Consider the following 23,778-nt stretch of genomic DNA (forward strand, 5'->3'; position numbering starts at 1 on the left):
GCATGTCTCGCTGCTCGACCGCTTTTTTCAAGACGCTGACGGCGTTCGCGGCCCTGGTGCTGCTGGCCGGCTGCTCGTCGCTGTCGCCGTATTCCCACGTCACCAAGCTCAACCTGAAGCTGACCGCCAGCGATCAGCTGAACCCGGACCTCAACGGGCGTCCGTCGCCGATCGTTGTGCGTCTGTTCGAGCTCAAGCACCCGGTGACGTTCGAGAACGCTGACTTCTTCAGCCTGTACGAGCGCGCCAAGGAATCCCTGGCCCCGGACCTGGTGGCCAGCGAAGAAATCGAGTTGCGTCCAGGTGAAACCGTGGAGATGAAACTCAGCGTGGAGGAGGGCAGTCGCTACGTCGGCATCCTCGCCGCCTACCGCGATCTGCCGGAAACCAAATGGCGCTACACGGTGCAAGTCACCCCGGTGGAAGTCACCGACGCTGATCTGACCCTCGACCAGGCCGGTATTCGCAACAGCAACGAAACGCTCGCCAAGGCGGATGACTGATCATGAATTCCCATAAAGTGATTTGGCAGGAAGGCATGCTGCTGCGCCCGCAGCACTTCCAGCACAACGATCGCTACTACGACCACCAGATGAAGACCCGCACGCAGTTGCTGGGCAGCTACACCTGGGGCTTCCTGAACCTGGACATCGACCTGCAGTTCCTCAACATGGGCAAACTGGTGATCAGCCAGGCCTCGGGGATTCTGCCGGACGGCAGCCTGTTCGAACTCGGCGGCAACACCGAACCGCTGGCCCTCGACGTACCGCCGAACACCGGTAACACGCCGATCTACCTGGCGCTGCCGCTGGTCACCGGCAACCACATCGAGTCGCGCCGTCCGGAGCAATCCGACGTGCTGGCGCGCTACACCGCGTACGAAGCGGAAGTCGCCGATTCCAACGCCGGCGACGACTCCGCCAGCCAGGTCAGCTGCGGCCGCCCGGACTTCAAACTGTTGCTCGGCGAGCAGCAGAGCGACCAGGCCTACGTGAAACTGAAGATCTGCGAAGTGCTCGACACCACGCCCGACGGCGTGATCAGCCTCGACCCGGATTTCGTGCCGACCTACATTCAGGCGCACTCGTCCAGCTACCTGCTGTCGTGCTTGAAAGAAGTGATCAGCATGCTCGGCCACCGGGGCGACACCATCGCTGAACGCATCCGCTCGAACGGCAAAGTCGGTGGCGCGGAAGTCGGCGACTTCATGATGCTGCAACTGATCAACCGCACCGAACTGCTGCTGCGTCACTACCTCGGCCTGGAGCAGGTTCACCCGGAAGAGTTGTACCGCACGCTGCTGACCATGCTCGGCGATCTGGCGACCTTCTCCAGCGACAGTAAACGCCCGCGTCTGGACAGCCGTTACCAGCACAGCGACCAGGGCGCGAGCTTCCGCAAATTGATGGAAGCGATTCGTCAGGTGCTGTCGATGGTGCTCGAACAGCACGCCATCGAACTGGTCCTGCAAGCGCGTCAGTACGGGATCATCGTCTCGCCGTTGCACGACCACAAACTGCTGGGCTCGGCCTCGTTCGTGCTCGCGGCCAGCGCCAACTGCGACTCCGAAGAACTGCGCCATCGTTTGCCGGCGCACCTCAAGGTCGGCCCGGTGGAGCGCATCCGCCAACTGGTCAACCTGCATCTGCCTGGAATCAAGGTCAAACCGTTGCCGGTGGCCCCGCGGCAGATCGCGTTCCACTCCAACAAAACCTATTTCATTCTCGAACTCAGTTCCGAAGACCTGGCACAACTCGAGCGCTCCGGCGGCTTCGCGTTCCACGTGTCCGGCGAATTCGCCGAGCTTGAACTGAAATTCTGGGCCATCAGGAACTGACCGACATGATCAAGGACATGGAACATACCCAGGACGATAAAACCGTCCTGCTCGACCGCCAGGGCCACGGCCCTGCTTCGAGCCCGCTGACCGATTTCGCCGCACCGCCGCGTTTTGAACAGCTGGAAGAGCGGATGATCTACGCCGCGCGTTTACGCCCGGCTGAAGCGTTCAACATCAGCCTCAATTCGCTGGTCGCAGCGGCGTCTGACTTGTTGTCGGAAGTGGTGCGACTCAAGCACAGCGACACCCGCGAAGACATGTACGCGCTCAACGAGCGACTGACGGCCGGACTGAAACTGTTTGAAGTGCGGGCGCTGCACAACGGCGCCGAAAGCAGCCAGGTGATGGCCGCCCGTTACGTGCTCTGCACCGTGGTCGACGAAGCCGTCGTGACCACGCCATGGGGCAACGAAAGCGAGTGGTCGCAGATGAGCCTGCTCAGCAGCTTCCACAACGAAACTTTCGGCGGCGAGAAGTTCTTCCAGCTGCTGGATCGCCTGTCGAAAAACCCGGTCAAGCACCTGCCGATGCTGGAGCTGATGTACCTGTGCCTGTCGCTGGGTTTCGAAGGCAAGTACCGCGTGCAAGCGCGCGGCATGCTCGAGCTCGAAGGCATCCGCGACGCCTTGTATCGCCAGATTCGCCAACTTCGCGGCGACGTGCCACGTGAGCTGTCGCCGCATTGGGAAGGCTTGAACGATCAGCGCCGCAGCCTGGTGCGCATCGTGCCGGCGTGGATGGTGGTGCTGTTCACCGTGGTTTGCCTGTTGGTGATGTATTCGGGCTTTGCCTGGGTACTGGGCGAGCAACGCGAAACCGTTCTGCAACCTTATCAGCAGCTAGATCCGGCCGCGGTCCAGCCGCAGTCGCAGCCGTAAACAGGGACGTGTGATGAAAAAGTTTTTCAAGAAAGTCGGCGCATTCTTGCGTCAGACCTGGGTCTGGACCTTGCTGCTGGTGCTGTTCGTCGCGCTGCTGGTGTGGTTCGTCGGGCCGCTGCTGGCGGTCAATGACTACAAGTTCTGGGAAGGTTCGACCTCCCGCCTGCTGACCATCAGTGTGCTGTTCCTGATCTGGGGCCTGACCATGGTCTTCGTCAGCTGGCGCGCTGGCGTACGCAAGAAAGCCATCGAAGACACCGAAGACGGCCAGGATCGTATCCGCCGTGAAGAGTTGATCGACGAAGAGCAGAAAGAGCTTCGCGTGCGCTTCAAGGACGCGTTGAAAACCCTGAAGACCTCGAGCCTCTATCGCGGTCGCAGCGAACGCTGGCGCAGTGATTTGCCTTGGTACTTGCTGATCGGCCCGCAGGGCAGCGGCAAGACCAGTTTGCTGGACTTCTCGGGCCTTGAGTTTCCGATCAACAAGATCGACCGCAAACTGACCCGCGACACCCTCGGCACCCGTCATTGCGACTGGTATTTCGCCGACCACGGTGTGCTGATCGACACCGCCGGGCGTTACCTGACCCAGCCGGATGCCGAAGTCGATGGCAGCGCCTGGAGCACCTTGCTCGACCTGCTGCGCAAGCGTCGCCGCAACCGTCCGTTGAACGGCGTGCTGGTGACCATTCCGGTGGAAATGCTGCTGGGCAACACCGAGCAAGACCTCGACACCCTGGCTCGCCAGGTGCGTGCCCGTCTGCAAGACGTGCATCAAAAACTGCACGTCGATGTGCCGGTTTATCTGGTGCTGAGCAAGGCTGACAAGCTGCTCGGTTTCGACGAGTTCTTCGATCAACTGACCCGCGAAGAAAGCGATCAAGTACTCGGCACCAGTTTCCGCAAAGAGCAGAGCGGCACCGACGTCGCCGTGCTGCGCGCCGAGTTTGAAGAGCTGCTGCGTCGCCTGAACAGCCAAGTGATCATGCGCATGCACCAGGAGCGCGACACCCAGCGCCGTGGCCGCATCCTCGACTTCCCGCATCAACTGGGGCAGATCGGCGAGCGCCTGTGCCTGTTCGTCGACATGGCGTTCACCGGCAACCGTTACCAGCGTGTCAGCCAGTTGCGCGGTTTCTACCTGACCAGCGCACCGCACCTGACTCAAGAGATGGACCAGACCACCGCCGGCATCGGCGCCAATCTGGGCATGAACGCTGGCGTGCTGCCGACCTTGCGCAGCGGTCGTTCGCGCTTCATCCACCATTTGTTGAGCCGCGTTATCTTCCCGGAAGCCGATCTGGCGGGTCTGGACAAGCGCGAACGCAGCCGCATCCATTGGGGCCAACGTGCCCTCTACGTAGGCGCTTTGGCGGCACTGGCGCTGTTCGGCATGCTGTGGGCGGGCGGATTTTCGGCCAACTACGAGCGTCTGGAAAACCTGCGTAACCTGGCTCAAAACTGGACTCAACAGCGCTCGGCCCTGACCGCGCGTGATGATTCCATGGCAGTACTCAAAACCCTCGACACCAGCTACGCGGCGACTCAGGTCTTCCCGAAAAAAGGTGACGTGTCGTACCACGAACGTGGCGGCCTGTACCAAGGCGAAGAGGTCAACCCGGTGGTCAAGGAGGCCTACGAGCGTGAGCTTGAAAAGCAACTGCTGCCGAAGGTTGCGACCCTGCTGGAAGGGCAGATCCGCGCCAACATGAAGGACCGCGAACGCCTGCTCAACAGCCTGCGTGCGTACCTGATGTTGAACATGAAAGACCGTCGCGACAGCCCGTGGCTCAAGGATTGGGTGGCCACCGAATGGTCCCAGCGTTACGCCGGCAACACTGCCGTGCAGAACGGTTTGAACACGCACTTCGAGCGTTTGCTCAAGCAGCCGTTTATCTATCCGCTGAACGATCAACTGGTGGCCCAGGCGCGTCAGGTGTTACGCAGCGAGTCGCTGGCCAACGTGGTTTACCGGATGCTGCGCGAGCAGGCCCGCAACCTGCCGGAGTACCGTTTGAGCCAACACTTGGGCCCACAGGGTGCGCTGTTTGTCGGCACCGAATATGTGATCCCGGGGTTCTACACCCAACAGGGTTATCAGCAGTACTTCTCGGTTCAGGGCTCTGCGCTGGTCACCGATATCCTGCGCGACAACTGGGTGCTGGGCGAAGGCTCGGGCATCAGCGGCATGGACTTGCGTCGCCTGATGGTCGAACTGGAGCAACTGTACTTCCGCGACTACGCCAACTTCTGGAGCGAAGCGGTCGGCCAGGTGGCATTGCCTCCAATCAGCGACTTCAGTGAGGGCGCCGAGCAACTGGCGGGCCTGACATCCGCCAACTCGCCCGTGCTGCAACTGCTGGTGGAAGTACGCGAAAACACCCGTTTCCCGGTGATCGCCGACAGCGCTGATGAAGCGGCCGAGGCGGCGGACAAACTGGGCGAGAAGGGCGGCAAGCTTGGCAAACTCGCGGCGGCTGCGGCTGACAAAGCCGCAGACATGACCAAGAACCTGCCCGACACCGCGAAGAAATCCCTGCAACGCCGCTTCGAACCGCTGCACCGTTTGCTGGATGACAACAACGGCCCGGCCGCTGATTTGACCCCGGCCCTGACGGCACTCAACGACCTGCAACTGCAACTGGCGAGCCTCGCTCGTGCCAGCGCGCCGGAACAGGCTGCGTTCGAAATGGCCAAGACCCGTATGAGCGGCCAGCGTGATGCGCTGAGCAACTTGCGCAATGCCTCGAACCGTCTGCCACGTCCGGTCAGCGTGTGGTTCAACGTACTGGCTGAAGACACCTGGCGTCTGGTGCTGAACGATTCCTACCAGTACCTGAACCAGCGTTATCAGACCGAGCTGTACAGCTTCTACGGCAAGGCGATCAACAAGCGTTACCCGTTCAGCGCCCACAGCACCAGCGACGTTGCGATCAGCGACTTCCGCGAGTTCTTCAAGGCGCAGGGCATCAACGATCGCTTCTTTGATACCTACATGCGTCCGTTCGTGAGTGGCGATCCAGGCAACTACCGTCTGCGCAGCATCGACGGTCACAGCATGCCGATCTCCAAGGTCTACCTCGACCAGATGGCAGCGGCACAAGTGATTCGCCAGAGCTTCTTCTCAATCAATCCGGCCGAACCGCAAGTGCAGTTCAAACTGGAGCCGTACACCCTCGACCCGGCCGTCAGCCGTTCCGAGTTCAAGTTTGGTGACAAGACCATCGAATACCGCCACGGCCCGATCGTGCCGGTGTCGTTCAAATGGCCGACCGATGCTGAAGACGGTCGCACCAGCCTGGTCCTCGACAAAATGGCCGGCCGTCCGATCGGCATCGAGAAGAACACCGGCCCATGGTCGCTGTTCCGTCTGTTCGACCTGATGCAGACGGAGTACCTGAGCGGTCGCGATGTGCTGGTGCTCAAAGCTGACGTAGGCGGCCTGCGCGCCAATTACCTGCTTAGCAGCCAGCGCACACCGAACCCGTTCGACATGGGCGTGCTGCGTACCTTCCGTATGCCGGTGCAGCTCTGATGCTGGTTGCCAGTCCCTGGCGCAGCGCTGCGCGTACCGATCCGGGCAAGGTTCGGGCGCGCAACGAAGATGCTTTTCTGGACTGTCCACAGCAGGGGCTGTGGGTGGTCGCGGATGGCATGGGCGGTCATCAGGGTGGCGACATCGCCAGCCAGTTGATCGTCGCCAGCCTGGCGGAATTGCCGGTGCAGGACGACTTCGACGAACGACTCAAAGGCATCCGCCAGTGCCTGCACTGGCTCAACCGTCGCTTGGGTCAGGAGTTGACCGTCACGGCCGGGCGCCACGACAGCATCATGGGCAGCACCGTGGTGGCGCTGCTGGTGGAAGGTAATCGCGCGGCCTGCATCTGGGCCGGCGACAGCCGTTGCTACCTGTGGCGTGGCCAGCGTTTGTATCAGCTGTCCAAGGACCATTCGCTGCAACAGCAACTCATCGACGAGCAAAACATGAGCGTCGAGGACGCCCGTGCGCATCCTTCGGCCCATGCCCTGACCCGCGCGGTCGGGGCTGCCGATGTGCTGACGCTGGACGTGCTCGAACTCGAGGTTTACCCCGGCGATACGTTTCTGTTGTGCAGCGACGGTTTGTACCAGGGCTTAAGCACCGATGCCTTGGGCAACGCCCTGAGCCTGACCGCGCCGCACGTTGCGCTGGAGCGTCTGTTCGACGGCGCTTTGCGTGGCTCGGCTCGGGACAATCTGACTGCCGTGGTGATCCGAAAATGACTGAACTCATGCCGCCGCTCGACGACCTGCTGGTGACCGACGAGGAAGCCAATAACCTGACTTACTTTGCGTTCGCCAAGTCGCACAAAGCAGAGCCCGCACTGGCGCCTACCAAGGCCGGCGTCGGCGAAATGCCGGACGTGCTGGCAGGCCGTTACCGCATCGAGCGCCTGCTCGGTGCCGGCGGCATGGGCGCGGTTTACCGCGCAAGGGACTTGCTGAGCGAACAGTTCGGCGACCCCGACCCTTACATCGCGCTGAAAATCCTCAGCGAAGAATTTGCCGAATCGCCGGACGCCAGTGCCTTGCTCTACAGCGAGTTCGCCCTGACCCGACGCCTGCGCCACGACAACGTGCTGCGTTTGCACAGCTTTGAAGTGGACACCGACTGCCAGCGCGCCTTCATCACCATGGAACTCATGCGTGGGCTGACCCTGGACAAATTACTCTGCGAGCGGCCACTGGGCCTGCCGTGGAAAGAACTGCGCGACATCGCGCTGCCGCTGCTCGACGCGCTGGCCTTCGCCCACGCTCGCGGCGTGCTGCACGGTGACATGAAGCCAAGCAATGTGATGCTCAGCGAAGAAGGCGTGCGCCTGTTCGACTTCGGTCTGGGCCAGGCCGAGGAGGGCATCTTGCCCGGCCTGCCACACCTGAGCCGCAACCGCTTCAACGCCTGGACCCCCGGCTACGCCGCCCCCGAACTGCTCGAAGGCCAGCCGCTGTCGGCCAGTGCGGACGTCTATGGCGTGGCCTGCGTGCTCTACGAATTGGCGGGCGGCAAACACCCGTTCCGCCGCTTGCCCTCGACCGAGGCCCGCGACGGCCACCTCGAACGCGAGCTGCACGCCCCCAGGAATCTCCCGAAACACTGCTGGCCAGCACTGCGAACGGCGCTGGCATTCAATGCGGCAGATCGAACGATCACTGCCGCCCAACTGCGTGACGCTATGGGCGCCACATCGACTTGGCTGCAACGTCTGCGACGTCGGGCGTAACGGATGACTACCGAACAGGGAGCAAACAATGTTTAACCCTTCCAACGAAACGCATTTCAGCCTGACCGTCGAAGACTACGTCGGCGACCTGCAAGTGCTGTCGTTCACCGGCACCGAAGGCATCAGCCAGCCGTATCGCTTCGACCTGGAACTGGTCAGCGAAAACCCCGATCTGGACCTGGAAAAGCTCCTGCACAAGCAGGCCTTTTTGGCGTTCGATCCACAGGGTAGCGGCATCCACGGCCAGATCTACCGCGTCGCCCAAGGCGATGCCGGCAAACGCCTGACCCGCTACAAAATCTCCCTGGTGCCGCAACTGCAATACCTGCACCACCGCACCAACCAGCGCATCTACCAGCAGATGTCGGCGCCGAAAATCATCGCGCTGATCCTCGATGAACACGGCATCAAGGGCAACGCCTACAAATTCCAGCTAAGCCAGCCCTGCCCGGATCGCGACTACTGCGTGCAGTACGACGAAACCGACCTGCATTTCGTCCAGCGCCTGTGCGAAGAAGAAGGCATCCACTACCACTTCCAGCACAGTTCCAAAGGTCATCTGTTGGTGTTCGGCGACGATCAGACTGTGTTCCCGAAACTCGGCCAGCCCACCGCCTATGTCCAAGGCAGCGGCATGGTCGCCGACGAACCGGTGATCAAAGGCTTCAAACTGCGCCTGGAAACCCGCACCGGCCGCATCACCCGCCGCGACTACGACTTTGAAAAACCACGCCTGCAACTCGAAGCCGCGTACAAACCCGACGGTGAAAGCACCGAACCGGACCTCGAAGACTACGACTACCCCGGCCGCTTCATCGACCGCGCGCGCGGCAAATTCCTCAGCCAACGCGCCCTCGAACGCCACCGCGCCGACTACCGCCAGGCCGAAGGCCACGGCGATCAAACGAGGTTGATCAGCGGCCACTTCCTGGAAATGTCCGACCACCCACGCACCGAGTGGAACGACCTGTGGCTGCTCACCGAAATCTTCCACGAAGGCAAACAACCGCAAGTCCTCGAAGAATCGGTGACCAGCGACACCACCGACAACAAAGACGACTTCCACCAGGGCTACCGCAACCGCTTCCTCGCCACCCCGTGGGACGTGTTCTATCGCCCAGCGCTGGAACATCCGAAGCCGCGTGTACTCGGCAGCCAGACCGCTATGGTCACCGGCCCCAAAGGTGAAGAAATTCACTGCGATCAATATGGCCGGATCAAGGTGCAATTCCACTGGGACCGCGAAGGGTTGGCTGATGACAAAACCAGCTGCTGGATGCGCGTCTCATCGAGCTGGGCCGGCGATCGTTATGGCGCCATCGTCATTCCGCGTATCGGGATGGAAGTGCTGGTTACCTTCCTTGAAGGGGACCCCGATCAGCCGCTGGTGACCGGTTGCCTGTACCACAAGGAAAACCAGGTTCCGTACGAATTGCCGGCGAACAAGACTCGCACCGTGTTCAAAACCCTCAGCTCACCGGGTGGCGGCGGGTTTAATGAACTGCGGATTGAAGACAAGAAAGGCGCGGAGCAGATTTTCATCCATGCCCAGCGGGATTGGGATGAAAACATTGAGCATGATCAGAAGATTCGCGTGGGTAACGAACGCCACGACACGGTTGTGAAGAACACCTACACCGAGCTGAAGGCTGAGGAACATCGGACCACGATTGCGGATCGCAAGACTGAAGCGCGGATGGATGACCACCTGACGATTGGGCAGAACCAGCATGTGAAGTTGGGGACTGCGCAGCTGACTAGCGTTGGGAAAGAGATTCATCTGAAGGCTGGGGACAAGATTGTTATTGAGGCGGGGATGGAGCTCACGGTTAAGGCCGGGGGGAGTTTTATCAAGCTGGATGCGGGTGGAATTACCGTGGTTGGGCCGGTGATCAAAATCAACGCTGGCGGTTCGGCGGGATCGGGGACCGGGATCGGGATTAAACCGCCGGTGTTGCCGGGGGCTGCGGATAAGGATAAGGCGGGGAGTTTGATGGATCAGGCGTTGTTGAATGCGGTGCCACCGCCACCCGTAGAGTCTGAAAAAAAGAGTTTCCGTATTCAGATGAAACGTCCATATGACAAAAAAGGAATCGCCGGACAACCCTATACGTTGGAGGTGGAAGGCATAACTTATAAGGGCACGACTTCGGGTGACGGGTTTGTAGATCAGTCAGTTCCACCGGGTGCAAAGAAGGGCAAGCTTACTTTCTATCCTTTCGGCACAGAATCGCAGCCATGGGTATGGGAGCTCGATTTAAAAGCGCAGTCGGACGCTTCGGACGTCAAAGGGCTTCAGTCTCGCCTTAAAAACCTCGGCTTCTATAATGGAAAAATCGACGGTGATAATGGTCCAAAAACAAAGTACGCAACCCGGTGTTTCCATCGCTCGTGTGAGTTGGCAGATAAAGATTATCTTTCTTCCAGCGATATTAAGCGTCTCGAAGAACAGCATATTGCATAAGGGAGTACGCAATGATTTACGAGAATTTTGATCTTTGTCGCGGTGATCACGACGGAAAACCCGCCCAGAATACACCTCCGCGCTGGGGGGGAATTAACAATCCACCAATTACCGTCGCCATTGCCGAAACAGCTGTGGCAACTTCTGGAACCAGCGCGGCTTTGGCAGTGCCAGAGCACGTGAGAAAGCTTCAAGAAGACCTGATTAGCTTAGGGTTCTCTGTTCTCGGAAAACCCACTGGGGACTTCGGGCCTAGAACCGAATGGGCCGTTCGGGAATTTCAGATATATGCCTCAATGACACAAATTGCGAGTGTGAGAGATGAAAAAAAAGGCCAGCTTCTGTTGGATCAGGCTGGTTCTCCCGTACGAATAAATAACTTAGATGTTTATTACGACGGCTCAGCAGGTATTGTCGCTAAGGCCGGAAAGTCTCCGTCCGTTAGCGGAACTACTGTTGGGCCTGTGACTTATTATGTTGATAGTCTTAAGTCAGTAGTGAATGCTGCAAAATATATTGGTCCAATAAGTGGTGTGGTAAATGAGAAAACCCGAGCAGCGATAGAGTATTGGTTGGACAATGATTATAGATGTCCGGTTGTTTTTGAGGCTTGGAAGATAACTGCGGGGGCTAGGGTTGATTTGGCTCCTAAAGGTTGCAATATATGGGCTCACGATAGCTTTACCGAGGGACCGCCCAGAGTTGTAGTCAGGGACTTCAGTAGTTACTTTTCTTTCCCTGATGGTCGCGCTCAAGCGGAATACCACGCAGTGGGCGACTATCAGAGCGGTACTTATGGTGGTCCAAATTCGGGAAAAGCGCATAGTTGGTCATCTCAGACTGAAATGACGATAGAAAATATAACCGGCTCACCTTTTAATCCGACGCAAGTTAATAGCCCGATCCTGTCGACTTATCGAACGATAAGGGTGGTTGCGGAAGCAGAATGTTTTGGTCGTTTTGACGTACTAAATGCTTGGGATAATGCTCTAATTTCTGGCGGCCCCTGCCATTGGACCATGGGTCATTTTGGAGCAAACGCTTACGGAAAGGGTGAGTTTGTTGGCTTCATTGCATTTCTAAAAAACCATAATCTAGAAATCTTCAAAAAAGTATTTGGTGATTTTGGTTTATATCCAGCTAAAGAATGGAGTAATCCTAGCCTGTATGACTCGAATACCATGACCTACTCCGGCTGGGTAAAGCTTACTAATGATTCTTATGCGATTTCCCAATCGACTCACGCTGACAGTGAATTTACGAGTTTAGGTAACTCCCAGGATGAGGCTCACTATTTAAAGACATGGCATTGGTTTTATCGCTTGAGTATGGCTGCTCGCACTATTCCTGGATATAGGGCTGCAATGTGGTCCATGGCCAAACTTCGACTGAAGGAAATATTGACTGACCCCATTGGCTTCCAAGTTGGTGGGGCAACGGTTAACAGTACTATAGGAAATATCTACACTTCCGAAAAGGCAGTAGCCATACTTCTGCGCTGGCATGTTTGGCGTCCTTCTCATGTTGTTGGTGATCCTCCGAATAACAGGCTTCGCGCTGTCCTTCAAAGTACAATAAACGGTTCCACTGGGATAAATTGGCAGCTACCGATTGCTAGCTGGGGAGCCGCGCACGAATCGGCATTAACGGCAGAATTGCTTTCGACTTTACAGGGGCTGAACAATACGATTACTGGGGCCATAATTTTTGGTGCCAGTGAAGCTCAAGGCTCGGTTAGAACTGGTCGAAATACGTTTGTCTTGGAGAATTAATATGAAGTACTTTTTCGTGCTTGCTTTCTTTGCTACCGCTGTTCGCGCTGCCCCTGTAGATGTCTGTTATCCCACGGAAGGGCCTAAGCATTTTTTGTCCCAATGGACCGAGAATTCACGCACAACCGATATGCTTTCACGGGTTGAGGGGGAAAAATTTTCAATTGAGGAGGGGAAAATCGTCTATAACGAAGACTTCAATGGTGATGGAGTGAAGGACTTTATTTTTCTTTCATATTCTAGTGCAGGTTCTAGTGGTGATTTTACTTACGGGTTTTTAGTTCAGTGCCAAGGTTTTCTGAGGAATGTGGGAGGTGACTATTTTGCCGGCGTAAAAGTTCTAGATAGCCATCCAAAAAACATTCCATATAAAGACATTCAAATCTATTCTTATAATAGAGATAAGCAAGATCAAATTATGCACAGAGATGGAAAGCCACTGACTACTCCCCATCTTTGGCGCTTCAATCCAGACACGAAGCTGTATGAAGGCGAGTCAAGATAAGTGAGGTTAAAGGGAGTTGGGTAGAAAAATGGGACAAGTTTGTTTTTGGGGTAACTTTGCCCGTTATCTATCGATAAATAAATCCGCCCCCTTTTCTTAAAAAAATTAAAGGGGAACTGAAATGAAAGCGTTTGTAGCTTTCTTCGCGGGTGTAACGTTTTTTCTACAGCAGCATACGCAGACTTTAAGAGCGCCGTAATTAAATGCTTTTGTCATCGTCTACCCTAAGGATTTGGTCGACTATGCACGAAACTTTGTGACGACCAACTTAACGAACGTCCCTTGTTGAGGTTGGTATTTCTTGCAGGAAAACGGGCTGGATGCCTACAAAAAATGAAAAAAAGACAGCAGTTCATTACGCAAAGCTATTACAAAACCCTTGTCGAATTTTATGACGCTTCAGAAGTTTATTGGGCTTCTCATGGAATAGAGGAAGATTTTCCGGGTCAGGAAGCTTCCTTAAAAGCCTATGAGATTAAGCAGGATTCATTAGAGGCTCTGATAATTAGATATACGGCAGGCGAGCCCGTCGAGGCCTTGATTAAACCTCTTGAGAAAGTGGTGGTGGCTTTTGAAGCCTATCAAAGGGCCTTGGCCAGCTACGAAGGTATAACTAACATCTCACCTTTGAATCTGGACGAGTCGCCGAGTGATTATGAGGAATTCGTTCAAATCCTAAGCTTGTGCATTTTATTGCATCGCAACGATCTGCTAGCTCGGTTTGTATTATTAACTGATGCAGCAGGCTTTGACGGCGAAGATACCTTGTATGAGGATTTGCTGCGTAAAGCTCTTCCTGGAAGAGTGGATATAGATGAGTGGTTTCACCCAGTATATACGTTGCTGATTCGATCAATTTATGCCGAAAACAAAGATGAGGCGTCAAAACTTTTAAATGAGTACTGCTCTCAGTGGTATTCCTCGTTCGGCGAACTGCAAACAAGTTGGCATGATACGCACTTAAGTATTGATGGTGATGACGGTAGCTATTTTGGATACTGGGCTTTTGAGGCTGCGGCCATCGCTTTTCTTTACGAAGTCGATGACAGTAGAGTCGATCATCTGATCTATCCAAGAGACCTGGTTGAGTACGCGAGAAACTATACTGGATCGACAGCCGTGCAGATGGATCATTCCGAAAACAAAGCAATATGAGCTCAAATGGTTTGGTTGTAATGAAGGCAGGTGCTGTAGGTATCGGTCTTGCATTATCTATCCTGCTTTCCAGTGCAGTTAGTGCGAAACCATTAAGCGCATGCGGTGTTTCAATCCCGGAAGTGCCAGGGTTTAGTGTGGAGTTCAGGGCTGAGAATAATATTTGTTATGGTGAGTTTGCGTCGAAGATAAAATTGAATCCAGATATTTTGACAGAAGAAAACGTTTTTATTATCGAGCCTGTTCCATTTGAAGCGCGACTTAAAGATACAGCACGATTTGACGGGAAGGGTAATTACATTTACAACTACGCCGTAGATGATGTGATACGACAGACCAACGAAGAAGGGAAAGTTAGCCTTGAACAATTGACTGCATCCGGAACTGCATCGCTTCGAGTAGTAATGTCGCCTTTTATGCTATGGAGTTCGGAAGAGGACATTAACGCAGCCAGGGAAAAATTTTCGATTGCCAGTTCTGGATTGAGATTTGACTGTTTTTACGGTTTGGCGGGTGTAGGTAAATCAACTGTGACATTTTCCGTTTGTGTTCCTCGATCAACTGATATTGCTGATCCTAAGCTTTCTGATATTAAAGCAGCTTTTCAGGCTATAAAGTTGGATGTGGCGAATGATTAGGTATTTGTTTCGCTAGCTCGTCTGAACGAAAAGTGAAAAATTTATTTGTGCTCTTGATCTGTAAATAAAGTCTTCAATGCAACTCGGTGAGGTAATAAAGTGCGGTTTAAAAATCTTGTGATGCCATTGCTTGTGTTGTTATGGAATGCTCCAGCTTATGCCGAAGTAACGACTTTCAACCCAGTTAAAAAGGTCGAAGCAACTCTTGTGTTGGACGGTTCAACTTTAACGATCGGCGTTGAAGGTGATACCCATGCCGAATCTAGGACAATCGATTTTGAGGCGCTTAAAAAACTACATATTCAGGTAGACGATTTTAATTTCGATGGTATGAAGGATTTTGCTGTTTGGCAGATCGATGATGGGATGGGCACATATACCATTCACCGGATTTTTGTGTATCAGCCGGAAGCTGTTTTTTTCAAGGAAATACTTCCTGATTGTGGTGATGGCTTTGTCAATCTCCGTATAGATAGCAGGCAGAAAGCTCTTGTCAGCACTTACTGGGAAATGAATGAGGCTAAATCGTGCATGACCACATTTCCTCAACGTTAATGCAGGAAAGGGGACGCCAAGTCCCCTTTTTCGATTCGCGGTTTTTCTACACCTTAGCCCGATGCTCCGCCGGATTCGGCGAATCAATGTGATCCAGCGCTCGCTCCACTAACAGATGCACACCGACCGCCATTCTGCTGAGTGCCAGTGCGACGGAGCGGCGTGAGCCTTCTACACTGTCGGCCAGGTCAGCGGCGATGGCGCTGATGGATAGCAGGTCTTCCGAGGCGTTGGCCAGGAGGATTTCGGTGTGGAGGTCGGGAGCGACGATGAAGAGGTCGCCATTGCGACGCTTAGGTTTTTTATCCGAAGGTGTGCCGAGGTGAAGATCTAGGGCGCGCTCGGCGGCTTCGTGGAGTTTCTTCGAATCGAGGGATTCGTAGGGAGATGTGTCTTCGTGTTCTGGAGGATTCGGTGTTGGCTTGATCATAGATGTATCTCCTGGAATAAAGAGACTGACACCGTTTCGCTTTGCACTTCGAAAGAGGTGGCAGCTGTGCGTTGGTGTGCAAGACCGATCCAGGAACCGGCAGACCCGAAGGTCTCCGACGCACAGCCGCCATAACGATCCGCGAGCATAGGAAAACGCTCGACGAATAGCCATAAGCAATTGCGCACCTGGATTCGGACTTGCACGTCCGTGTCACCGATTTGCGGCGACCACCAAAGACTATCGGCGATACCGAAGACTGCCTAGTTCACGGACAGCCCGGCGTGTTGAAGGAAATGTCTGAGAGGTTTGAGGGGATCAAGATCAAAAGATCGCAGCCTTCGGCAGCTCCTACAGGATTGTGTTTCTTCAGGTGTAGGGAAGGTGCCGAGAGGTGACGCGGAGCGTCACGGGATGCATTCCTTTGCTGCGCGTGGGAACGATCAGGTTGGCGTGACTTGGTAGTCATTGGCGTCAAAAAGACCTGCATCTTCTTCTAACGCAACCAGACAGTGGCGTTCTTGCTTGAAGCCGCTACACTGCGCCGGCCGTTCATTTTCCTTTTGAGGCTGTGCGCATGAAATTTCGTTTTCTTCTGTGGATGCTGGGTTTGTTGATGGGTAAGTCCAGTCGGACTAATCCTGCATTTCAGCAGCAGTTGGGTGACAAGGAGTTGGTGTTCCAGCTACAGACCCTGGACGGGAAAGTGGCGCGGCATTTCTTTGTGAAGAATCAGCGAATTACCAGCAAGTCCGGCGTGTATGCCGAGCCGGCGTTTGCGATTGCCTTTAAAGATGCGGCGTATGGCTTTGCCACGATGCAGGCGAAGAACAAGCAGTTGGCGTTTATGACGGGGATTCAGGACAAGTCGATTCAGATCAAGGGCAACCCGGCGCTGGTGATCTGGTTCCAGGGGTTGACCAAGTATTTGAAGCCGAGGAAGGCGAAGGCTAAAGCCAAGGCTTGAGGTCGATGACTAACCCTGTGGCGAGGGGACTTGTCCCCGTTGGGCTGCGAAGCGGCCCTGAAACCTGGGATCCCGGTTTTATCTGGCACACCACTTTGAATGGATTTGCGACTGCTGCGCAGCCGAACGGGGACAAGTCCCCTCGCCACAGGGTTGTGGTGATTCAGTTGGATCGGGGGGGATTCATCGCGGGCAAGCCCGCTCCCACAGGGATCGCGTAAATCCTGTGGGAGCGTGGCTTGCCCGCGATGCTTTTTAGACTTGAGTGAATTGCGAAGCCAGTTCACGCAGCAGCACTTCAGCTTCGAGGACTTTGCTGACGACGTCGTTGGCTTTGTCGCGAGTCAGGCCTACGCGTTCCAGCAACGCATCCGGGATGTCTTCATCCGGGCCGGAGCCGATGCCACGGCTACGCAGCAAACGTACCGCCAGGCACACGAGGTTTGGGTACTCGGCGTAGTCGCCGTCGTAGCCCGGGTCGTGCTGGAAGCGCAGCGCCGTAGCCAGTTCTTCGGGCATGTCCCAGTAGCGCATCAGCCACGAGCCGATCTGTTCACGGCTGATGCCCAGCAAGTGTTGCTCGACATAGCTGTGGCACAGGTGCGGGTTGACCTCCAGGTGACGGCAGATCAGCGAGAAGTGCGGCGGGAAGACGTGGGCCAGCAGCAAGTAACCGAAGTTGTGCAGCAGGCCGGCGAGGTAGGTCAGGCCGGCTTCCGGGCGCTGGGCGCGCGGCATGGCGCGGGTCAGGCCTTCGATGACGGCGGCGGTGTAGATCGATTGCTGCCAATACGGCGTGGTGTGTTGCGGATGGTCCTTGGGCAGGCTCAGGGTTTTGCCCAGGGCCAGGCCCAGCGCCAGGTTGATCACCAGGTCGAAGCCCAGCACCCGCACGATGGCGTCTTCTACTGAGCGAATCTTGCCCGGCGAGGCGTAGTACGGCGACGCTGCCCAGCTCACGACTTGTGCGGCCAGGGCCGGGTCGGTTTCGACGACGCCGGTGATGTCGTCGATGGTGGCGTTGGGGTCGACGCGCAGTTTGATGATTTTCTGCGCGGTCTCGGCCAGCGGCGGAATCTCGATGGTCTCTTCCAGGCGTTGCTGGATGCGCCGTGCGGTGAACGCTTGAACAGCCTGGGTGATTTCCTCACGGTCATCGTGGGGGCGGTCGAGGTTCGGGCGAATGCTGATCAGCGCTTCGCCGAAGTTGGCGGCGCTGGACTTGGTCAGCATGGTCTTGAAGTCTTCGCTGGTGATCTCCAGCAACACGCCCGGCTCGCCCGAGTTGATCAGCAACTTCGGCTCGCGCAGCAGGCTTTCTTCATACAGGCACGGTGAACTGGTGAGCGCCGGCATGCCGGGCAGCAGGCTCAGGTTGTGTTTGCCGAGCATTTTTACCAGGCGTTCGGTGGACACGGCGGTGAGGCGACGGCCGGTCAGTTCGGCGAGGCGATTGAGGTCCAGCAATTGGCTCTGTGGGAACAGCACCATGAGCGTGCCCACGGCGTCATCAAGCAGAACAGCCTGCACTTTGCGTGCGGCGTTCAGGCCGTGATGGTCGAGGACTTCTTCGTAGGCGATACCCAGTTTGCCCAGCATCAGCCGAATAACCGACGAAGCGTGCGGGGTGGCGGGTGCGAGGGCAACTTCGGTCATGGTCTGTATCCGTTTTAAAACAATGGCAGGAGTATAACCAGCTTGCTCAGAACGGTGGTTCAGAAACTGCGACGGTGCTCACACTTGGCCGTATTGCTGCCCATGACGTAGCCAGCGGTCGAGCAACGGGCTGACGTGATCCGGCCAGCGTTCCAGCAGCGCCTGGGCGGCGTCGCGCACGGCGGGCAGCAGATCGGCGTCGCGCATCAGGTCGGCGACCTTGAATTGCAGCAGGCCGGTTTGACGCGTACCGAGCATTTCGCCAGGACCGCGCAGTTCGAGGTCTTTTTCGGCGATGACAAACCCGTCGTTGGTTTCGCGCATGATGCCCAACCGCTGACGACCGATCTGTGACAGCGGCGGATGGTAAAGCAGCACGCAATGGCTGGCGGCGCTGCCCCGACCGACGCGGCCGCGCAACTGATGCAGTTGCGCGAGGCCGAGGCGTTCCGGGTTTTCGATGATCATCAGGCTGGCGTTGGGCACGTCGACGCCGACTTCAATCACCGTGGTGGCGACCAGCAGTTGCAGGTTGCCGGCCTTGAATTCGGCCATTACCGCGGCTTTCTCGACGGGCTTCATGCGGCCGTGGATCAGTCCGACCTTCAACTCGCCGAGGGCGGCGGTGAGGTCTTCGTAAGTGGTTTCGGCGGCCTGGCAGGTCAGCTCTTCCGACTCTTCAATCAGCGTGCACACCCAATAGGCCTGACGCCCTTCGGCACAGGCGCCGCGCACCCGTTCGATGACTTCGACGCGCCGGGTATCGGTGATCAGCACGGTGTTCACCGGGGTTCGACCGGGCGGTAGTTCGTCGAGGATCGAGGTGTCGAGGTCGGCGTAGGCGCTCATGGCCAGCGTCCGGGGAATCGGTGTGGCGGTCATGATCAGCTGATGCGGACACATCCGCCCGCCAACACCTTTCTGCCGCAACGCCAGCCGTTGCTGCACGCCGAAGCGGTGTTGTTCGTCGATGATCGCCAGCGCGAGGTTTTTGAACTGCACTTCGTCCTGGAATAGCGCGTGGGTGCCGACCACCATCGGTGTGCCGTTGGCGATCTGCTCCAGTGCGGCCACGCGGTTCTTGCCTTTGAGCTTGCCGGCCAGCCACGCGACTTCGATGCCCAGCGGTTCGAGCCAACGCTTGAAGGTGATGAAGTGCTGCTCGGCGAGGATTTCGGTGGGCGCCATCAGCGCCACTTGATATCCGGCCTCCAGCGCCTGCAACGCGGCGAGGGCAGCGACCACGGTTTTACCTGCGCCCACGTCGCCCTGAATCAACCGCAACATGGGCTCGTGCTGACTGAGGTCGTAGGCGATTTCGTTGCCGACGCGCTGCTGGGCGCCGGTCGGAGTGAAACCGAGGTTGGCCAGATACTGGGCCGGCAGCTTGCTGGCTTTCGGCATCGCCGGGGCGCGCAGGGAGCGCATGCTCTCGCGCAGACGCTGCTGGGACAGTTGATGGGTCAGCAGTTCTTCGAAGGCCAGACGGTGCTGCGCCCAGTGATGACCGAGGGCGAGTTCGTCGACGTCGGCATCGGCCGGCGGGTGGTGCAGGTAGCGGATCGCATCGGCCAGCGACGCCAGTTGATAGTCCCGCGCCAGTTCATTCGGCAGCCAGTCGGGCAGGCTGGTGGGGCCGAGCATCGTCAGTGTTTGCATGCACAGTTGGCGCAAGCGCTGTTGAGTCAGGCCTTCGGTGAGCGGGTAAACCGGCGTCAGGGTTTCGTCCACCGGCGGCGGCTCGTCGCCGGTGATGGCGCGGTATTCCGGGTGATAGATTTCCAGTCCCGACGCACCGGGCCGTGCTTCGCCGTAGCAGCGAATGCGCGTGCCGCGTTTGAGGCCTTCTTTCTGGGCGTTGCTGAAATGGTAGAAACGCAGGCTGAGCCCGCCGGTGCCGTCCTGCAGGCGCACCACCAGGCTGCGGCGGCGGCCCATGACCACATCGGCGCCGCTGACGGTGCCTTCGATCACGGCGTCCTGGCCCGGTCGCAAATGGCCGATCGGGACCACGCGCGTGCGGTCCTGATAGCGCAGCGGCAAGTGGAACAGCACGTCCTGGAGATTCTCCAGGCCGACCTTGGCCAACTTCTCGGCCATGGCTTCGCCGACACCCTTGAGTGCCGTCACCGACACTTGCGACAACTCGGTCATGGCAGCGACTTAGGCCGCAACCACCGGTGCTTGCGGCTTGGCCACCGAGCACAGGCGAATGGAGTCAGCAAGGATTTCAATCGCCTTCGGCCGCGGGAAGCTCGCGCGCCAGGCGATGGCCACGGTGCGGAACGGCACCGGAGGCGTCAGTGGACGCACTTCGATCACGCCGGGGGCGTAGTGATGGCTGTCGACTGCCGACAGCGGCAGGATCGAGATGCCGAGGCCGGACGCAACCATGTGGCGGATGGTTTCCAGGGAGCTGGATTCCACCGTGGTGTGCTTGGCGCCGTCGTTGCCTTTGGCCAGGGTCGGGCAGGCTTCCAGCACTTGATCGCGGAAGCAGTGGCCTTCACCGAGCAGCAGCAGGCTCTTGTCGTTGAGCAGGGCGGCGTCGATGGATTCTTTTTGGGTCCACGGGTGCTGGGCCGGCATCAGGACGTAGAACGGCTCGTCGTAGAGCTGGAGGGTCAGCACGTCGGCTTCGTTGAACGGCAGGGCGATGATGATCGCGTCGAGCTCGCCGTTGCGCAGTTTGTCGCGCAGCACGTGGGTGAAGTTTTCTTCGATGTACAACGGCATCTGCGGGGCGACCCGGTGCAGTTGTGGAATCAGGTGCGGAAACAGGTACGGGCCGACGGTGTAGATGGCGCCGACTTTCAGCGGGGCGGTCAGCTGGTTCTTGCCGGCCTGGGCCAGTTCGCGGATGCCTTGGGCCTGTTCCAGCACTTTCTGCGCCTGGGCGACAATGCCTTCGCCGACCGGGGTCAGGCGCACGGCACTCTTGCTGCGCTCGAAAATCAGCACACCGAGTTCGTCTTCAAGCTTTTTCACGCCCACCGACAGGGTCGGCTGACTGACGTGGCAACGCTCGGCCGCGTGGCCGAAGTGCTGCTCTTGGGCGAGGGTAACGATGTAGCGTAATTCTGTAAGAGTCATAGCAAGCGTCCATGAAGTTGCGAGCCAAGCATACCGGCTGCAATCGATAGACGCACGTTATCAGACTGAGTGTGTTGAGTGACACAGGGCAAAGCAGGTTTGCCGCTGGCGGATATGCAAAAGGCACCTTTTCGGGTGCCTTTTATGGTTGATACATAACCCTGTGGGAGCGGGCTTGCTCGCGAAAGCGGTGTGTCAGTCAACATAGATGCTGAATATTCTGGCCTCTTCGCGAGCAAGCCCGCTCCCACATGGGGATCTGCGGCGGTTTAGCGCCGGCGTTTTTCCAGCGAGTAAACAAACGGTGCAACGATTTCGATGGCGCCGTTGGTCAACATGTCGGCCGGTGGCTTTGGCAGCGGTTGGGCGCGGCGGATCATTTCCAGGGTGGCCCGGTCCAGATCGGCAGTACCAGAACCGCCCACCAGTTCGAACGACAACACGTTGCCTTCGGCATCCACCACGAAGCGCAGACGGTTCATGCCTTCCTTGCCCCGCGCCTGTGCACTGGCCGGGTATTTCTTGTACTTGGCCAAGTGAGCGAGCAGGGTGCCTTGCCAACTGGCCTTGGCCGCTTGCTGCGCCGGTGATGGGCCTGGTGCCGGCTGAGCGGATTTCTCCGTTGGCGCCCGAGTCGGTTGCGCGTCGCTCGGTTTTTCCTCGGACGGCTTCTCTTTAGGCGGTTCCGGCTTTTTCTCCACAGGCTTGGGCGGTTGAGGCTTTGGCTTGGGTTTGACCGGTTTCGGCACGGCGATCTCGGCCTTCGGCACTTCAGCCAGCTTCGGTATCGGCAGTTCTTCCACCGGGGCGGGTGGCTGTGGCGGCGTTATGACCTTCGGCGGTGCCGGCGGTGGCGGTGCCGGAACCGGCGCCAATTCGACCATCATCGCCTGCGGCGGCAGCTCGATCGGTGGGCGCGACGTCCAGTTCAGCGCCAGCGCAATGGCTAGCGCATGGACACCCAGCACCACGGCCAGGCTCCCGCTGTAACGCGTCAGCTTTTGGCGCGTCGTGATCATTTCTTGGCTGCCGTCTCGAGTCCGACCAGACCCACCTTCAGGTAACCGGCAGAGCGCAGGTTGTCCATCACGCTCATCAGGTCGCCGTAATCCACGCCTTTATCGGCCTGGAAGAAGATCGTCGTGTCTTTCTTGCCTTTGGTCCTGGCGTCGAGGGTGGCGCCGAGTGCTTCGGCTTTCACTTCGTCTTCGCCGAGGAACAGGCGTTGGTCAGCCTTGACGCTGAGGAACACCGGTTTCTCTGGCCGTGGCGCCGGTTTGGCGCTGGAGGCCGGCAGGTCGACCTTGATGTCCACGGTGGCGAGCGGGGCTGCCACCATGAAGATGATCAACAGCACCAGCATCACGTCAATGAACGGTGTGACGTTGATTTCGTGGTTCTCGGCCAGATCGTCGTCTGCGCCTTCTTTCAAATGCAAGCCCATGGCTGATTACCCTACTTTGACCATGTGCGGTTGCGCGGAGCGCTCGGTGGTCGGCAGGTGATCGAGGTCACGGCTGACCAGCAGCAGGACTTCAGCCGAGGCATCGGATACTTGCGCCTTGTAACCGGCAATGGAGCGGGCAAATACGTTGTAGATCACTACGGCCGGAATCGCTGCAACCAGACCCAACGCGGTTGCCAGCAGGGCTTCGGCGATGCCGGGAGCCACGACGGCGAGGTTGGTGGTCTGGGTTTTGGCGATACCGATGAAGCTGTTCATGATGCCCCACACGGTACCGAACAGGCCGACGAACGGCGCGGTGGAACCGATGGTGGCGAGCACGCCAGTGCCGCTGCTCATATTGCGACCGCAGGCCGCAACCAGACGCTCAAGGCGGAAGGCGACGCGTTCCTTGATGCCTTCTTTCTCGCGGCTGTTGACCGACAAACGCATCTCTTCCAGGGCGTCATGCACCAGCAAATTGGCGAGGGTGCCTTGCTTGGTGGCTGTCACACTGGCTTCTCTAAGGGTGGTGGCTTTTTTCAGGTGGACGATTTCGGTGCGCAGACGACGCTTGGCGCCCATCAGCTCGAAGCCTTTGGCGATCCAGATGGTCCAGGTGATGATCGAGGCGATGGCCAGACCGATCATCACGATTTTCACGATGATGTCGGCGTTCTGGTACATGCCCCACGGCGACAGGTCGTGGGCCATGCCCAGGGTGTTGTCGGCTTCGAGGACTTCCGGAACGTCTTCGGCAGTGGTGTCTACGGCTTGGGCCGGGTCGGTCGCAGCCGGGGTAACATGAGCGGCAGGAGCTGGAGCAGCAGTGGCTGCCGGAGCGGCTGGCGCTTGTGCGTCAGCGAAAGCGGCGGTCGGTGCCAGCATCAGGCTGAGCAGCAGGGCGGCCACCGCGCTCCAGGCGCGAGGTCGTTTGGTTGGCGAAGCGGGGAATTGATTGCGTGTCATGCTGGCCGGACCTGAGAGAAAAAGACGGTAAATGTTCTTCCAGGCCTCGTGAGGCCGAGAACAAAAGTGGCAGGCATTATTGCAAGTAATTCTTGTTAACAAAAGTAATAGAGTATCTTTTTTTCCTTCATTGCTAGCCGCTCGTCCT

Annotated in this window: 20 protein-coding genes and 1 pseudogene; 14 read left to right on the top strand and 7 right to left on the bottom strand. The window is 57.6% G+C overall.

The annotated features are described in order from the left end of the window. The first annotated feature begins 2 nt into the window (after nucleotides 1-2). The 13 genes and pseudogenes from tssJ (at nucleotide 3) to ACSQ87_RS01265 (ending at nucleotide 15,071) form a co-directional block, all read left to right on the top strand. Nucleotides 3-503 carry a type VI secretion system lipoprotein TssJ gene (gene tssJ, locus ACSQ87_RS01205; RefSeq protein ID WP_008150089.1) on the top strand — a complete coding sequence of 167 codons (501 nt, stop codon included), beginning with the start codon at nucleotides 3-5 and terminating at the stop codon, nucleotides 501-503. A gap of 2 nt (nucleotides 504-505) precedes the next feature. Then, a complete protein-coding gene (tssK, locus tag ACSQ87_RS01210) occupies nucleotides 506-1,837 on the top strand; it encodes a type VI secretion system baseplate subunit TssK (protein WP_046045022.1) in 1,332 nt (443 codons plus the stop codon). Between the two features lie 5 nt (nucleotides 1,838-1,842). Continuing rightward, nucleotides 1,843-2,718 (top strand): type IVB secretion system protein IcmH/DotU, encoded by an 876-nt coding sequence (icmH, locus tag ACSQ87_RS01215; protein ID WP_436273205.1) that lies wholly within the window; start codon nucleotides 1,843-1,845, stop codon nucleotides 2,716-2,718. Nucleotides 2,719-2,731: 13 nt separating this feature from the next. Beyond that, nucleotides 2,732-6,256, top strand: coding sequence for a type VI secretion system membrane subunit TssM (gene tssM, locus ACSQ87_RS01220; RefSeq protein ID WP_436273206.1), 3,525 nt, complete (start codon nucleotides 2,732-2,734; stop codon nucleotides 6,254-6,256). After that, nucleotides 6,256-6,984: a PP2C family protein-serine/threonine phosphatase gene (locus tag ACSQ87_RS01225; RefSeq protein ID WP_309675623.1), complete on the top strand. Its 729-nt coding sequence runs from the start codon at nucleotides 6,256-6,258 to the stop codon at nucleotides 6,982-6,984. The genes tssM and ACSQ87_RS01225 overlap by 1 nt, the downstream gene beginning before the upstream one ends. Beyond that, nucleotides 6,981-7,982 carry a serine/threonine-protein kinase gene (locus tag ACSQ87_RS01230; protein WP_436273207.1) on the top strand — a complete coding sequence of 334 codons (1,002 nt, stop codon included), beginning with the start codon at nucleotides 6,981-6,983 and terminating at the stop codon, nucleotides 7,980-7,982. The genes ACSQ87_RS01225 and ACSQ87_RS01230 overlap by 4 nt, the downstream gene beginning before the upstream one ends. A gap of 28 nt (nucleotides 7,983-8,010) precedes the next feature. Continuing rightward, nucleotides 8,011-10,038 (top strand): annotated as a pseudogene (gene tssI, locus ACSQ87_RS01235) (type VI secretion system tip protein TssI/VgrG); the annotation flags it as partial. Nucleotides 10,039-10,047: 9 nt separating this feature from the next. Next, nucleotides 10,048-10,446 (top strand): peptidoglycan-binding domain-containing protein, encoded by a 399-nt coding sequence (locus ACSQ87_RS01240; protein ID WP_436275071.1) that lies wholly within the window; start codon nucleotides 10,048-10,050, stop codon nucleotides 10,444-10,446. An 11-nt stretch (nucleotides 10,447-10,457) separates the two neighbouring features. Beyond that, nucleotides 10,458-12,218, top strand: coding sequence for a peptidoglycan-binding domain-containing protein (locus tag ACSQ87_RS01245; RefSeq protein ID WP_436273208.1), 1,761 nt, complete (start codon nucleotides 10,458-10,460; stop codon nucleotides 12,216-12,218). 1 nt (nucleotide 12,219) lies between these two features. Then, the gene (locus ACSQ87_RS01250) at nucleotides 12,220-12,723 is read left to right on the top strand and encodes a hypothetical protein (protein WP_436273209.1); all 504 of its coding nucleotides are present in this window, start codon (nucleotides 12,220-12,222) and stop codon (nucleotides 12,721-12,723) included. Nucleotides 12,724-13,056: 333 nt separating this feature from the next. Further along, nucleotides 13,057-13,878 (top strand): PoNe immunity protein domain-containing protein, encoded by an 822-nt coding sequence (locus ACSQ87_RS01255; protein ID WP_436273210.1) that lies wholly within the window; start codon nucleotides 13,057-13,059, stop codon nucleotides 13,876-13,878. A gap of 20 nt (nucleotides 13,879-13,898) precedes the next feature. Next, entirely contained in the window at nucleotides 13,899-14,516 is a 618-nt protein-coding gene (locus tag ACSQ87_RS01260) for a hypothetical protein (RefSeq protein ID WP_436273211.1), read from the top strand. A gap of 99 nt (nucleotides 14,517-14,615) precedes the next feature. Beyond that, on the top strand, nucleotides 14,616-15,071 hold the full coding sequence (locus tag ACSQ87_RS01265) for an XAC2610-related protein (protein ID WP_436273212.1): 456 nt from the start codon (nucleotides 14,616-14,618) through the stop codon (nucleotides 15,069-15,071). 46 nt (nucleotides 15,072-15,117) lie between these two features. Here the strand turns inward: ACSQ87_RS01265 and ACSQ87_RS01270 are convergent, their stop codons facing one another. Next, nucleotides 15,118-15,501 carry a DUF6124 family protein gene (locus tag ACSQ87_RS01270; protein WP_436273213.1) on the bottom strand — a complete coding sequence of 128 codons (384 nt, stop codon included), beginning with the start codon at nucleotides 15,499-15,501 and terminating at the stop codon, nucleotides 15,118-15,120. A 577-nt stretch (nucleotides 15,502-16,078) separates the two neighbouring features. Between ACSQ87_RS01270 and ACSQ87_RS01275 the strand changes: the two genes are divergently transcribed. Next, the gene (locus tag ACSQ87_RS01275; protein WP_436273214.1) at nucleotides 16,079-16,468 is read left to right on the top strand and encodes a helicase; all 390 of its coding nucleotides are present in this window, start codon (nucleotides 16,079-16,081) and stop codon (nucleotides 16,466-16,468) included. Nucleotides 16,469-16,723: 255 nt separating this feature from the next. Here the strand turns inward: ACSQ87_RS01275 and ACSQ87_RS01280 are convergent, their stop codons facing one another. The 6 genes from ACSQ87_RS01280 to exbB all read right to left on the bottom strand — a co-directional run bounded on the left by ACSQ87_RS01280 (nucleotide 16,724) and on the right by exbB (nucleotide 23,630). Beyond that, nucleotides 16,724-18,124, bottom strand: coding sequence for an aminoacyl-tRNA deacylase and HDOD domain-containing protein (locus tag ACSQ87_RS01280; protein WP_436273215.1), 1,401 nt, complete (start codon nucleotides 18,122-18,124; stop codon nucleotides 16,724-16,726). A gap of 78 nt (nucleotides 18,125-18,202) precedes the next feature. Then, nucleotides 18,203-20,278, bottom strand: coding sequence for an ATP-dependent DNA helicase RecG (gene recG, locus ACSQ87_RS01285; protein ID WP_436273216.1), 2,076 nt, complete (start codon nucleotides 20,276-20,278; stop codon nucleotides 18,203-18,205). Between the two features lie 9 nt (nucleotides 20,279-20,287). Beyond that, nucleotides 20,288-21,217, bottom strand: a complete 930-nt coding sequence (locus ACSQ87_RS01290; protein ID WP_008150125.1) for a hydrogen peroxide-inducible genes activator — start codon at nucleotides 21,215-21,217, stop codon at nucleotides 20,288-20,290. Nucleotides 21,218-21,486: 269 nt separating this feature from the next. Beyond that, a complete protein-coding gene (locus tag ACSQ87_RS01295) occupies nucleotides 21,487-22,236 on the bottom strand; it encodes a TonB family protein (protein WP_095126904.1) in 750 nt (249 codons plus the stop codon). After that, on the bottom strand, nucleotides 22,233-22,661 hold the full coding sequence (exbD, locus tag ACSQ87_RS01300; protein WP_095126905.1) for a TonB system transport protein ExbD: 429 nt from the start codon (nucleotides 22,659-22,661) through the stop codon (nucleotides 22,233-22,235). The genes ACSQ87_RS01295 and exbD overlap by 4 nt, the downstream gene beginning before the upstream one ends. 6 nt (nucleotides 22,662-22,667) lie before the next feature. Further along, entirely contained in the window at nucleotides 22,668-23,630 is a 963-nt protein-coding gene (gene exbB, locus ACSQ87_RS01305) for a tonB-system energizer ExbB (RefSeq protein WP_150657688.1), read from the bottom strand. Between the last annotated feature and the right edge of the window lie 148 nt (nucleotides 23,631-23,778).

Source organism: Pseudomonas sp. LjRoot277 (assembly GCF_964253845.1).
GTDB lineage: Bacteria > Pseudomonadota > Gammaproteobacteria > Pseudomonadales > Pseudomonadaceae > Aquipseudomonas.